This window comes from Corynebacterium sp. J010B-136, from assembly GCF_002967075.1.
In the GTDB taxonomy this organism is placed as follows: domain Bacteria; phylum Actinomycetota; class Actinomycetes; order Mycobacteriales; family Mycobacteriaceae; genus Corynebacterium.
In genome coordinates, this window is sequence record NZ_PUGE01000002.1 from 352333 (window position 1) to 365528 (window position 13196).

A 13196-nucleotide genomic window follows, 5' to 3' on the forward strand; every position below is an offset into this window, starting at 1 on the left:
AGGTTAGTCGAGCTGTGTCACTTTCACCGGTCAACCAAAAATTAGGACACAATAGAGGGTGTGAATGTACCTATGTCTAACTCTTCAGCTCAATCTCCGTCGCAGGCTGCCGCCGAGACCTTAGAAACCCACGATGATTTGCTCGTTGACTTCCGGGGCGTGGAATTGCGCCGCGGTGGCAATACACTGGTTGGCCCAGTGGATTGGCAAGTGGAATTAGATGAACGGTGGGTCGTGATTGGCCCCAACGGCGCGGGTAAGACTTCGCTGGTGCGCATGGCAGCAGCAGAAGAATTCCCGTCTGCGGGTACGGCCTTTGTGATGGGGGAGCGTATCGGCAAGACCGATATGCGCGATCTGCGCGCGGCGATTGGTATGTCCTCGGCGGCAGTACAGCACCGTATCCCGGATGAGGAGGTTGTACAAGACTTAGTTATCTCCGCCGGTTATGCAGTCTTAGGACGCTGGCGCGAGGAGTACGACGATATGGACTTTGACCGCGTCGGCGAGATCCTCGACCAGGTCGGCGCGCACCACCTGGCGACGCGGAGGTGGGGCACTTTGTCCGAAGGTGAGCGCAAGCGCGTCATTTTAGCCCGCGCATTAATGTCTGACCCTGAACTTTTAATCCTGGATGAGCCAACCGCCGGCATGGACTTAGGCGGACGTGAAGACTTAGTCGGCTACTTAGGTGATTTGGCGTTGGATGCCGATGCCCCAGCAATCGTGATGATTACCCACCACGTAGAAGAAATTCCTTATGGCTTTACCCACGCGATGATTTTGGACGAGGGCAAAGTAGTCGCCAAGGGACTTATCAACTCGGTGATGACCTCGCAGAATCTTTCCCAGGCATTCCATCAGCCGATTCAGGTGGATCGCATCGGCGATCGCTATTTTGCCCGCCGTATCCGCTCGGCACGCACCAGCCACCGCAAGTAGTGCGAAGTGTCGAAGACACGGCAGCACTACTTGCCGCACCACTACTTGCCGCACCGTTGGGGGTAGAGGCTTTGAAGCAGTCTTAGCTTTGTGTAGGGAAGACGTACGATATAGGGGAAATGGGCGATACAGATAAGAATCTGAGTAGAGCTCAACATTTTGACCCGGCTCAGATTGATGCGATTGATCACGCCGATACCACGGGATTTAACGGCGGTAGGATGGCAGCGACCGTCCTTTTGATTCGTGATGGGCAAAATGGCCTCGAAGTCTGGGTACAAGAGCGCGTCTCCACCATGGTCAACTATCCCGGATACGTGGTCTTTCCCGGCGGCGGGGTAGATAGCCGTGACTTTCCACCGCGGTCCTGGGACTCGGGTGAATTTTGGGCAGGGCGCTCCGTGGTGTCGATGGCTAGGCGGATGGGCGTGACCAAATATAAAGCGCACGCCTTGGTCTTTGCCGCTGCCCGCGAGTTATTTGAAGAATCGGGCACACTGTTGGTTGTGGATGATGACGGCCCGATTCAAGACTCTTCGCCTTTTCATGACCAGCGCCAGTTGCTGGAGACCCATGAAGTCTCTTTTACCGACTTTTTGGCAGAGAACTCCATGAAGGTTGACTCAGACTTGCTCATTCCCTGGGCGCGCTGGGTCGGTTCGTCTGGTGCGAAAAACTGGTTTGATACCTTCTTTTTCGTAGCCTTATTGCCCAAGGGACAAACACCTGATGGCGAAACCGGGGAAGCGGCCGATGCTAACTGGTTTCCGCCGCGGTTATTGCTCGACGGCTGGAAAGCGGGACTGGTTCGCTTGGTCATCCCTACCTGGGCGCAGCTGCAACGCCTAGCGCAGTATGACTCGGTGGCAGAAGTCATCGACGCAGCATCCTTGTCTGATACCCGCCCGGTCATCGGAGACCCCGAAGATGACCCGCGCTACCATGACTTTTTCACCACCACTCCCATCGATCGGATTACATGGCGTTCTCATCAGCAGAAGTAGAGTATCTCACCGCGAATCAGCAAGCCATCGCGGCTACCGGGCACACACTCGAGTTGAGCAAAGCTTCCACCATGGCGGATATGACTGTGTTGCGCGCGCAGTTCGGGGAGTTCTCCCGCGCGGTCGCAGAGCTGATTTCCGCGCGCAGGGCAGGGGTGCGCACCCACAAATTCCCCGGAGACTCAGCAAGCTTCGTCTCATCTGAGCGGAGTGAAAAGGAAGCGAGCGACAGTGAGGCTGAAATTTTCACGTGGTTGGTGGATACCGATTCCATCCAGCAAGCAACCCCGGAACCCGTAGCGCGCTTTCGCGCCCAAGAGCTACAAAGTATTGGAGTTTCAACGGTGCATGACATTACGTGCTCCGTGGGCTTTGAAGGCGCGGCACTACGCAGGGCGGGTATCGGCTACTTCGGCAGCGATATCGATCGCATTCGCTTATCGATGGCCCGCCACAACGTTCCCACCGGTCACTTCTTTCAAGCAGATGCGCTGACGCAGACAACCAATGCCGAAGTGATTCTTGCCGATCCCGCGCGCCGCGCAGGCGGGCGAAGGATTACCTCCCCAGCAGACTTACTGCCGCCATTGCCGAATTTAGTATCCACCCACGCTGATAAAGCGCTCATGGTTAAATGCGCCCCCGGTTTGGATTTCTCCGACTGGGACGGCGGTATTACCGTGACCTCATTAGAGGGGGGAGTCAAAGAAGCGTGTTTATATAGCCCGCAGTTGAAGAAGACCCGCAGGGCGGTGCTTTTGGCATCGACAAGTAAAGGCGATAGCGAACCTGTCCCTTATGTCCTAGAAGAATATTCCGGCGACCGCGAGGACCTACCCGCTGCCGGGGAAATTTCTGACTTTCTCATCGACCCGGATGGAGCCATCGTACGCGCCGGGTTGGTCAAAGATTATGCGGCGCGCGAGGGCCTGTGGCAGATAGATGACCGCATCGCATATTTGACCGGACCGCGAATTCCGACCGGGCGCTCAGGGTTTCGATTCATCGAAGAAGTGCCGATTAAGAAATTAAAATCTGCGCTCGCAGCCCTTGACTGCGGACGTGTAGAAATTTTAGTGCGCGGCGTCGATACCGACCCTGACCTGCTGCGAAAGAAGCTTAAATTGCGCGGAACTAAAGAATATGCCGTGATTATTACCCGCATTGGCACCCGCGGCGTGGCTCTAATTTGCTCCGCGCGGGAGTGGGCTTAGGCACCTTTGGAGACTTTAAAGTAGTTCTAAAGTAGGTATGCCTACTACTATGGGCAGTTGAATGAATTACGCAACATTTAACTGAGCTAAAGAAAAGGTGAATGCCTAATGCCCACGATCGTGGCACTGGTCAAGCACGTTCCTGACACGTGGTCGACCAAGACCTTAGACTCCGACCACACGCTAAACCGCGAAGCGGTTGACAACATGTTGGACGAAATCAACGAATACTCCGTTGAGCAAGCCCTGCGGCTCAAAGACGCCAATCCAGAATTCCAGGTCGTGGCGCTGACCGTTGGACCAGCAGATGCGGATGAAGCGTTGCGCAAGGTCCTGGCCATGGGCGCTGATGATGCCGTGCACGTACAAGATGATGCACTCGCTGGCTCTGATGCCTTGGCAACCACCTGGGTCATCCACAATGCACTCAACGCTATCGCCGCAAAGCACGGCAGCGTTGACTTGGTGGTTTTGGGCAATACCTCCACCGATGGTGAAACCGGCCTGCTCGCGGGCATGTTGGCGGAATACCGCCAGGCCCCAGCGCTGACCAATGTGCTCTCTGTGAACCTGGGCGATGGCAAAGTCACCGGCACCCGTGAAGACGCTGCTGGGCACTGGGAGCTTTCTGCCGCACTGCCAGCTATTGTCTCCGTCACTGACAAGGCTGACCAGCCACGCTTCCCGAACTTCAAGGGACTTATGGCTGCGAAGAAGCATGACGTCACCGTGTGGTCTATTGCTGATATCGGCGTGGATGCTGGCAACGTCGGCCTTGCAGCCTCTACCACCGTGGTGAACTCGTCGGCACAAAAGCCAGCGCGTACCGCAGGTGAAGTTATTGATTCCGGCAGCCCAGAGGAAAAGGCAGCGCAGGTCGCTGACTTCCTGGCCTCGAAGAACTTAATTTAGTAGGAGAATTAACGTGTCTCACGTCTATGTTTTGGTCGAGCACGATGCCGGCCAGCTAGCCCCAGTTACCGCCGAACTCATTACTGCAGCCCGTCCTTTAGGCGCTGTATCTGCCGTTGTCGTCGGTGGCCACGCTGAGGAACTTGCCCCGGAGCTGGAAAAGTTCGGAGCGGTGCAGGTTGTTAATGCCACCGCTGCTGACTATGACGCGCGCCTAATCACCCCAGAGGTCGATGCCCTGCACGCTTTGGGTCAGGCTAACCCAGCGCCGATCATCATCGCGGCAGACCGCAAGGGCAATGAGATTGCTGGCCGCTTGGGCGCACGCCTTGCCTCCGGTGTCTTGGCTAATGTCTCAGCGATTGCTGAAGACCGCTCGGCAACCTTATCGATTTTCGGTGGCTCCACTGAGGTCACCGCTTCTGCTCACGGTAATTGCCCGGTGTATACCGTGCAGCCAGGAGCAGTAGAGCCCTCTGAGGCACCGGCACAGGCGCAGGTTGTGCCAATGCCACTGCCAGCAGCAACCGAGCGCGATGTGCAGGTTGTAGGATTCACACCAGCAGTGAAGTCGGCGCGTCCGGAATTGGGCACTGCCAAGACCGTCGTCGCCGGTGGCCGCGGTGTGGGCAATGAGTTCGCCGGGGTAGTAGAACCGCTTGCCGATGCTCTCTCTGCTGCCGTGGGCGCAACGCGTGACGCCGTGGATGAAGGCTGGTACGACCCAGCGCTGCAAATCGGTCAGACCGGTGTAACCGTCTCTCCGGATCTCTACATTGGCCTGGGCATCTCCGGTGCTATCCAGCACACCTCCGGTATGCAGACTTCTGGCACCATCGTGGTGGTCAATCAAGACCAGGATGAGCCCTTCTTCCAGATCGCTGATCTCGGCGTAGTTGCTGACCTGCATGAATTTGCGCCAGCACTCGTTGAAGAATTGAAGAAGCGCGCCTAATGTCGTATTTCGATTACGCAGCAACTCAACCCATGCGTCAGTCTGCGATTGATGCGTGGGTGAACGCTTCTGGCATGTTAAATGCTGGGGCACAGTATGCCTCGGGCCGCAAAGCCCGGTCGGTATTAGATGATGCCCGGGAGACCGTGGCTGAGCTACTGGGCTGCGAGCCGATTGAGGTGGTTTTTACTGCCTCCGGCACCGAGGCTGACAATATCGCCGTGCAAGGTCTTTTCCACGCCTCTTCGAATGAAGCTGGCGCAGGTCGGATTATTTCCACGCCGATTGAGCACTCTGCGGTGCGCGATACTGTTGCGCGCTTGGAACAAGATCACGGCGCCGCAGTTGATCTCCTGCCGGTTGGCCGCGATGGGCACATCAGTGACCTTTCGGCGCTAGACACCCCTGCGGCTGTGGCTACTGCCATGTGGGCAAATAATGAGACCGGCGCGATTATGCCGGTGGCTGATATTGTTGCCCGCGCAGCGGCCGCGGGCACTCCCGTCCACGTGGATGCTGTGCAGGTCGTGGGCAAATTGCCGGTCAATTTCCACGAGCTAGGTGCTGCCACACTGGCCGCCAGCGCACATAAATTTGGTGGCCCGCGCGGTATTGGCCTCCTGCTGGCCAAGCGCACCCCAGCACCGCGGCCATTGATGTTCGGCGGCGGGCAAGAACGTGGCATTCGTCCAGGCACCAACGACGTTGCCGGTGCTTCGGGCTTGGCTGCAGCACTGAAAGAATCTGTTGAGCAGATGGAGCAGGAAACTGCGCATATTCTCGCGCTGCGCAACCAACTGCGCGAGGGAATTAGCTCAAGTATCGATGACGCAATCATCAACACCAATGAGCCCTCCTTGGATTCACACCTGCATGTCTCTTTCCCCGGCACCGATGGCGATAGTCTGATCATGTTGCTCGATCATCACGGGATTGAGGCCGCTACTGGCTCTGCCTGCCACGCAGGTGTTAACCGCATGTCGCATGTGCTTGAAGCCATGGGCGTTGACGATGAGCAGGGCAGAGGCTCTCTGCGCTTTACCCTGGGCCGGTTGAGCACCGAAGCCGACGTCAATGAATTGCTGGGTATTCTTCCAGAGGTCGTCGCACGAGCTCGCTCAGTCTAGGGTTGCGCTTTTTAGCGCGTCACGACAGCCACAATTAAATGAATCTTCAGCACCCGGTGAGCGCGAAATAATACTTCGCAACTCGCCGGGTGCTGAAGATTTTTCATTTTTATGCAAACTTTTTCTGAAGATTGCACTTAGCTTTCTGACCGGCACCGGAAATGCTCTAAAAGGGTGAGGAAAAGTTAAATGCTTGGAGAAATGTCGAAATTGTTACGTATGAAACGTATGTGACTGGAGTGAATTCAGTTATGCTGTGGTGCATGCGTAAACTCCGCTTGCTTACTGCCGTGACCGCCACCGCTGCCGTTGCCGGATCCTTATTGGTCCTTCCTGCCACGGCAATTCCTGGTCTCCCAGCGAATCTTCCGATCGAATTGCCGGAAGGCGTTGTACCGGGTTCTGTAAACCCCACGGCATCGACCGTGCCGGGTATCGCCTCCGGTGTGGATGTCTCCCGCTGGCAGCACCCTAATGGCCAAGCAATTGCGTGGGATCAGGTCCGCACCGATGGCCAATCCTTTGCTGTCATCAAGGCTTCGGAAGGTTCCACGTGGACTAATGAACACTTGGCAGAAGATGCCTCACAGGCTGCGGCAAGCGGCATGAAAGTCGGTACCTACCACTACGCGCGCCCCGCGGGTGACCCGCGTGCACAGGCACAGCACTATGCCGCGCAATATAACCAGGTGGGAAATCACTCTTTGCCACCTGTGCTGGACTTAGAAGTTGCCGAGGGCAAAAGCCCCGAGCAGCTCAGCGCCTGGACGCGTGAGTTCTTAAACGAGCTGCAGTCACTAACCGGCCGCACGCCAATGGTCTATACCTACCGCTATTTCTGGATTGAGCAGATGAATAACTCCCAGGAGTTTGCGAACTACCCACTGTGGCTGGCTGCTTATCAGTCCACCGCACCGCAGCCGGTTGGCGGTTGGGACAAGCTGGATATGTGGCAGCGCTCCGATGCCGGCCGCGTCAACGGCATTGCCGGAAATGTGGACTTGAACCTTTTCAATGGCGATGAAAATCAGCTAAATATGTTCTCCGCCGGTCAGCTGGAAGCCTCTGGCGGCAAGCTGGAAGGCTTGACCGTTGACGAAGGTATTGATTTAGGTGGCGACGCCGCAGCAATCATCGGGGTCATCTTAGCTCTGGCAGCAGGGGCCATTGCAGCGCCAGCGCTTGTCGATGCCGCCGAGAACGCCAACCTGGAAGGCCTTCCCGATGTCGTCAATGACCTGATTGCGCAGAACAACTTGCCAGTCGAACAACTTAAAGAGATGGCCAATGGCCATTACACCCTCGGTGATTTGGTGCTGCTGCTGGATAACGCCCAGCACGTTGCTGAAGAGAACGGCGTGGCGCCAGCCGGCGCTGCCGAATCCCCCGAGTATGAAGCCGCCGTCGGTGCGCTCACCGAGATGGCCCAGCACTAGTCTTCCGCATCGTGGCGGGCAGCAGCACCAGCCGCGAACTTTTCAGTCCAGGCTGGTCCCTTGTAGTGCGCGGGTACCGCGCCGCCCAGTAGGCGAGAGGTCATCTCTTGGTGCTGCGAAGGCAACTCCGTATCTGAAGCAATCAGAATGATGTTGCCGTAGCGCCGGCCTTTGAGCATGGGCGGATCCGCGATAACCGCAACGTGAGCAAAGACTTGCTTAAGCCCGGCGATTTCTGCTTTGGCACCGCGCAAATCAGAATGATCGCCGCAGTTGGCGACATAGAGCCCACCGTGCACCAGTGAGCGGTGCGCCGCTTGGAAAAACTCCACGGTGGTCAGGGGAGTAGGCGTGACAGCGCCGGCGAATACATCACGGATGATGACATCGCGGGAGGCCGGCAGAAATTTCTCGGTTTCCTCACGAGCTTCGCCCGCACGAATCTTCACCTTCGGTGCACGGGGGATATCGAATTTCTCGCGGACTAGTTCGCCGAGCTTGGCATCAAATTCCACGACAGTGTTCTTAGAGTCATCCCAGATATCGGCAAAATAGCGCGCCAGCGAACATGCACCGCCGCCTAAATGAGTCAGACGATGACCAGGTGCAAATGCCTCCACGGCGGCGGCAATCCAGCGCATGTATTCAAATTCGAGGTCCCGCGGCTGACCCGGAACAATATGGGAACTAGGGACACCATTGACGTGCAAGACATATGCACCATCGCGAAACGGGTCTGCTTCAATCTCCGCAGTGCCCGTGGAAATTTCATAAGTACCAATTGGTGAGGTCTGTGCTCCAACGCTGGAGGAAGAAGAACTGTGACCTCGTTTGCCGCGCTTTTTACCCATAGCTAATAAAGAGTACACTCCCATAACATGCGAGTTTTGGTTGCCATGTCAGGAGGCGTCGACTCATCTGTCGCAGCGGCTCGTGCCGTTGAAGCAGGACATGAGGTGGTCGGCGTCCACCTTGCCCTGCACAAAGATGCCCAACAAACCCGTGAGAAAGCACGTGGATGCTGCTCATTGGAAGATTCCGCAGATGCACGACGCATCTGCGATAAATTAGGCATCCCATTTTACGTCTGGGACTTTTCCGAAGAATTCAAAGAAGCAGTGATCACTGACTTCGTGGATTCCTATGCCCGTGGTGAAACCCCAAACCCGTGCTTGCGCTGCAATGAAAAGATTAAGTTTGCAGCGCTCTTGCGCAAGGGCATGGCGCTCGGCTTTGATGCCGTCGCCACCGGCCACTACGCCACCTTGGACAAGGACGGCTACATGCGCCGTTCCTTGGATGAGAACAAGGACCAGTCCTACGTACTGGGTGTTATCACCGCAGAAGAGCTCAATTACTGCTACTTCCCAATCGGCGATACTCCGAAGCCGCTGATTCGTGAGGAAGCCAAGCGTCACGGTTTCTCCACGGCATCCAAGCCAGATTCTTACGACATCTGCTTTATCCCTGATGGCAACACTCAGGCTTTCTTAGGCGCGCGCATCGGCATGCGCCCAGGCATGATTGTGGACCAGGACGGTACTGAGCTGCGTGAGCACGATGGTGCGTGGAACTACACCATCGGCCAGCGCAAGGGTTTGGACATTAAGGCACCGGCTGCCGATGGTCGCCCACGCTATGTCACTGGTATCGATGCTCAAACTGGCACCGTAACCGTTGGATCCCGTGAGGACCTCAAGGTCACCGAAATTACCGCGGACCGCTTGAAGTATCTGCACCCTGCGATGGACGGCGAATTTGATTGCGACGTGCAGGTACGTGCGCACGGCTCCGTCGTGGCATGCCATGCGCAGGTAGATCGGGATGCCGACACCATGGTTTTGAAACTCACCGAGCCGCTGTCTGGTGTCGCTCCAGGACAGGCTGCCGTGCTGTACTTCCCATCTCCGGATGAGCTGGGCGATATTGTCATCGGCTCCGGCACGATTATTGAAACGGCTTAGCACGAGATAGATGACGGCGTTTGGATTAGGCCCGGTGCCTGGCACCGATATTGCTCTTGCTGCGGATATTGTCGCCGGGGAGACCGGCGATAGTTTGCACCTGCCGCAACTTCCCACCCGTGGTTTGGGATCCGATGCTATCGGTCGTACCGCAGGGCTTCTGGAAGCTGTGTCTGTCGATCTCGGCCCGCGCAGCTGGCGCTTGACCGACCGTCCACAGTTGGCATCACGCGCCATGTGGGATCGCATGGACCGTGACCTCGATATCCTGCAGGAGTTGTGGGGCGATGACCTCGACAGCCTCAAGGTGCAAGTTATTGGCCCGTGGACCCTTGCTGCCTCATTGGAGCTGTCTAACGGGCATCGCGCCATTACTGATTCTGGTGCCCTGCGTGATCTCACCGCTGCTTTACATGCTGGGTTGGATGAGCATATCCGGGATCTGAAAAACCGTTTCCACTGCGATATTTCCGTGCAGATTGATGAACCTCTCTACGGCGATGTCCTAGCAGGCCTCAAAGGCACCACGGATTTCGATCCCGTGCGCCCAGTTCCATCTGAAGTAGCAGCGGATGCCATAGAACAATTTGATGCAGACTTACTGAACTTCACCGGGCAACACCCCAACTGGGAAGCAGCACGGGTGGCAAAGACTGCCGTAATCGACGTCAACCTGTTAACGACTGACCAAGATGGCATCGGCGAGCACATCGAAGAAGGCCACCGCCTCGCTTTGGCGATCAATCCTTTCTTTGATGACGGCAGCCTGAAAGACTCACGCCAAGTCTCCATCAGCATTGCCAAAGCCTGGGACCGTATCGGACATTCCCGAATCCGCCTGACTACTGACCTTGACATTGTCCCTGCCACCGCAGGAGAAAGCCTTAAAGACATGGCAGCGGCTTACCGCTTTGTAGCGGAAATCGCCGGCATCCTCGAGCGTGACGCCGGCGATCTTTAAGCCTGCTTGACTTCGCTATTGCGCAGTACGCGCCAGATAGCTACGCCCGCATAGGCCGCGGTGGTTATTGCTATTAGCCACCACATGAATATGGAGATCAGGACATTCCATTGCATGGTGTAGGCAATAAACACAATGATGGCCAGGGTAAAGACCAAGTGGCTTAAAACCTTGGCCGTGGACTTTGCAGGTTGCACAGGGCGAGTGAGTTTCCACATCTGGTAGAAATTGTCGCCAACGATAAGCGCCAGTATTAGGTAGAGCACGTAGGGGATAAGCATTAGGAATTACCTCCTGGGCGGATAGCAACGGCGAGTTCTTCGACACCCTGCGGAGTGTTACCGCTGGCAAAGAAGGCTTCATTCTTTTCTGGGTCCACAATTAGCATGGTGGAAAAGCCGTAGGTGCCACCGTTATGCCAGTAGCCGCCGGAATCCTCGGGGAACCAACCGAATTCGAACTCGCTATTTTCCAGCAAGAAGGTGGCGTATTTGGACATGTCCGCCGCCGTGGAGCGAATTGAACCAGCAGGTGCGTAGCCATCCATGCCCCAAGGCGCAGTCTCTTTTCCATTAGCTGCCAACCCACGGGGAGCATCCTCAGCAATATTGGATTCGCCACCCACGTAGGTGTCGTTCATATCAGCGGGGGCGAGGATATTTTGCTCGACCAAGGCCGCGTAGTCGGCATTGGCGTTAACCGCTAGCAATTGGCCGAGTAGTGCGGCGCCAAAATTGGAATAGTTCTCTTCACCTCGGTTACTCAAACTCGCATTGCGAGCAGCATCGAAGATGTCCTCTTGCGTAATGCCGAGGTAAGGGTTTGCCGCAAAAAGATTCCCGAAGATCTTAAAATTGTCCTTGTCCAAGCGCGGAAGACCGGAAGTATGTTCAGCCAATTCCAGCATGGTGACATCTGCGACGTCACTCCCTTCGACATCAATGATGTCTCCAACCGTGGTGTCTAATTTAAGGTCTCCGCTTTCGACTTGCTGGCGTAAAAGCTCAGTGGTGAAAGTCTTAGTCACAGAGCCAATTTCTACCTCAGTGTTTTCATCGGCGCCGACACCCGCGAAGGTAGTTTCTCCATTGTGGAAAGTAAATGCAGTGATCTGGTTTTGGGCTTTGCCTGCGTTTTCTCGCAGCTTGTGTGCTAATTCCTCATCGCCCGTGTTGTTCTTTGCCAACGCGATGCGCTGTGGGCCGACGATTAAAAGTCCGATGAGTACGACGACGGTTGCCAGGATGCCGAAAAGAACCGATCTTTTCATGGCGCTTACCCCTTTGCTTAAGCTAGTGGTCCTCACCAGCTGAAATGATGGTCAGAAGCGGAATTACCCGCGCTGGCGCAATCTCATAAGTGCCGCTGCCAGATTTTTTAATCCAACCAGCATGAGAAAGCGCAGATAGATGGTGATATGCCGTCGACGTGGATGTGACGATCTCTTCATCGACAAGCTCTGCGACCTGGGCCGGAGCTTGCAGTAATCGGCGCAGAATCTCCCCGCGTACCGGATGTGCCAGTGCGGAAAGGCGTTCAAAGCTTTCGCTCCACATTGAAGGTTCAGTAAGGGTTGAGAGAGGACGTTGCCACTGGTAGCTATAGCTGCCACCGGCTGCGTCGATATCGCCGCCGAAAATAACTGAGCCTTCAGGAATCTGGTCACGTTGAGCATGAAGAGCATCCACAACCCAAAACCCTTGTGCCGCAGAAGATTTCGCAGCGGCGTTCTCCAGCGCCTCAACACGAGCTTCCAGCGCAGCCAAGCGCTCTTCGGCGCTGGCGGGCTGCGTGGCATCGCTCATGTTGCGTTGCGGTTTTGGGGTCGAAGACATAAACCCATCTTCCATCATTCAGGGATTTATTTCAATATAATTAAAATAATTCTTCGCGATTCCAATTATATTGGAATTTTTGTAAAAGGTGTAAAGGGGATTTCTACCTAAGTATTTAGCCCTGCAGCGGCCAGGACATGTTGAAGTCGGAGACATCGCGCCCGATACCTTCGAAGTATTTCTTTTGATCAACAGCGAGGTCGTAGAAATTCACCGCTTGAAATTCCATGAGCTCATCAGAGTCCATGTCTTTAAGCTCAGGCCAACGTTGGTTGACTTGTTTCCACGCAATGCGCGCGGCAGCCAAAGCATCGGCAGTTGCTTCGTGGGCATTATCTAAAGTGACCTTGTACTCGCGGCACAAGTCGCCCAAGGTGCGCTTGCCCTTGCGGTAGCGGTCTTTAACGCGGTCGATGAGATAAGGGTCAAAGACCGGGCCTGTGACAGTAAAATCGCCAGTGAGGTTGCGCAGCACAGATAGGTCATAAGGCGCGTTGTAGACAATGAGGGTAAAGCCTTCGTCCCACGCAGCTTTAATGGCATTGACGGTCTCATGCAGGACTTCATCATGCGGGCGGCCTTCTGCACGAGCCTTTTCTGTGGTGATGCCGTGAATCTTGGCTGCTGCTTCGGGGATTTCTACGCCCGGGTCGGCGAGAGTTTCTTTCTTGACTACATCACGGCCGGCGATACGAATGACCGCAGAGGTAACGATTTTGGCTTCGCGAGTATTAATGGAGGTGGTTTCAAGGTCGAAGGAAAGCATCTTGGAGGCGTCGAAGTTCATGGCCCTTACTTTATAGGCAGGGGCAGACATTGGCGCCGAGTGGGGGAATATCCCGGTTG

14 protein-coding genes are annotated in these 13196 nt (G+C 55.7%); 9 read left to right on the top strand and 5 right to left on the bottom strand.

What is annotated here, in order from left to right; all coding sequences use genetic code 11:
• The first annotated feature begins 72 nt into the window (after positions 1 to 72).
• The 7 genes from C5Y44_RS04975 to C5Y44_RS05005 all read left to right on the top strand — a co-directional run bounded on the left by C5Y44_RS04975 (position 73) and on the right by C5Y44_RS05005 (position 7590).
• On the top strand, positions 73 to 942 hold the full coding sequence (locus C5Y44_RS04975) for an ABC transporter ATP-binding protein (RefSeq protein ID WP_066837106.1): 870 nt from the start codon (positions 73 to 75) through the stop codon (positions 940 to 942).
• A 119-nt stretch (positions 943 to 1061) separates the two neighbouring features.
• Positions 1062 to 1946, top strand: a complete 885-nt coding sequence (locus C5Y44_RS04980) for an NUDIX domain-containing protein (protein WP_105323927.1) — start codon at positions 1062 to 1064, stop codon at positions 1944 to 1946.
• Complete coding sequence (locus C5Y44_RS04985) at positions 1922 to 3160, top strand: SAM-dependent methyltransferase (RefSeq protein ID WP_105323928.1); 1239 nt, start codon at positions 1922 to 1924, stop codon at positions 3158 to 3160. Before C5Y44_RS04980 ends, C5Y44_RS04985 begins: the two co-directional genes overlap by 25 nt.
• Before the next feature lie 108 nt (positions 3161 to 3268).
• A complete protein-coding gene (locus tag C5Y44_RS04990; protein ID WP_105323929.1) occupies positions 3269 to 4072 on the top strand; it encodes an electron transfer flavoprotein subunit beta/FixA family protein in 804 nt (267 codons plus the stop codon).
• Positions 4073 to 4085: 13 nt separating this feature from the next.
• A complete protein-coding gene (locus C5Y44_RS04995; protein WP_105323930.1) occupies positions 4086 to 5027 on the top strand; it encodes an electron transfer flavoprotein subunit alpha/FixB family protein in 942 nt (313 codons plus the stop codon).
• Positions 5027 to 6154 (top strand): cysteine desulfurase family protein, encoded by a 1128-nt coding sequence (locus tag C5Y44_RS05000; RefSeq protein WP_105323931.1) that lies wholly within the window; start codon positions 5027 to 5029, stop codon positions 6152 to 6154. Before C5Y44_RS04995 ends, C5Y44_RS05000 begins: the two co-directional genes overlap by 1 nt.
• A gap of 263 nt (positions 6155 to 6417) precedes the next feature.
• Complete coding sequence (locus C5Y44_RS05005) at positions 6418 to 7590, top strand: glycoside hydrolase family 25 protein (protein ID WP_233189834.1); 1173 nt, start codon at positions 6418 to 6420, stop codon at positions 7588 to 7590.
• On the opposite strand, the gene C5Y44_RS05010 is transcribed toward C5Y44_RS05005, so the two are convergent.
• A complete protein-coding gene (locus C5Y44_RS05010) occupies positions 7587 to 8441 on the bottom strand; it encodes a spermidine synthase (protein WP_199185990.1) in 855 nt (284 codons plus the stop codon). The two genes, C5Y44_RS05005 and C5Y44_RS05010, sit on opposite strands and share 4 nt — an antisense overlap.
• Positions 8442 to 8468: 27 nt before the next feature.
• Between C5Y44_RS05010 and mnmA the strand changes: the two genes are divergently transcribed.
• Both mnmA and C5Y44_RS05020 read left to right on the top strand, forming a co-directional pair.
• The gene (gene mnmA / locus C5Y44_RS05015; RefSeq protein WP_105323933.1) at positions 8469 to 9554 is read left to right on the top strand and encodes a tRNA 2-thiouridine(34) synthase MnmA; all 1086 of its coding nucleotides are present in this window, start codon (positions 8469 to 8471) and stop codon (positions 9552 to 9554) included.
• A gap of 10 nt (positions 9555 to 9564) precedes the next feature.
• Complete coding sequence (locus tag C5Y44_RS05020; protein ID WP_105323934.1) at positions 9565 to 10515, top strand: methionine synthase; 951 nt, start codon at positions 9565 to 9567, stop codon at positions 10513 to 10515.
• Here C5Y44_RS05020 and C5Y44_RS05025 read toward each other — a convergent pair.
• The 4 genes from C5Y44_RS05025 to C5Y44_RS05040 form a co-directional block, all read right to left on the bottom strand.
• Positions 10512 to 10796 carry a hypothetical protein gene (locus tag C5Y44_RS05025; protein WP_105323935.1) on the bottom strand — a complete coding sequence of 95 codons (285 nt, stop codon included), beginning with the start codon at positions 10794 to 10796 and terminating at the stop codon, positions 10512 to 10514. The genes C5Y44_RS05020 and C5Y44_RS05025 overlap by 4 nt on opposite strands.
• Positions 10796 to 11785, bottom strand: a complete 990-nt coding sequence (locus C5Y44_RS05030) for a serine hydrolase (protein WP_105323936.1) — start codon at positions 11783 to 11785, stop codon at positions 10796 to 10798. Before C5Y44_RS05030 ends, C5Y44_RS05025 begins: the two co-directional genes overlap by 1 nt.
• A 22-nt stretch (positions 11786 to 11807) precedes the next feature.
• Positions 11808 to 12350, bottom strand: a complete 543-nt coding sequence (locus C5Y44_RS05035; protein ID WP_105323937.1) for a helix-turn-helix transcriptional regulator — start codon at positions 12348 to 12350, stop codon at positions 11808 to 11810.
• Between the two features lie 115 nt (positions 12351 to 12465).
• A complete protein-coding gene (locus tag C5Y44_RS05040) occupies positions 12466 to 13137 on the bottom strand; it encodes a 3'-5' exonuclease (protein WP_105323938.1) in 672 nt (223 codons plus the stop codon).
• Between the last annotated feature and the right edge of the window lie 59 nt (positions 13138 to 13196).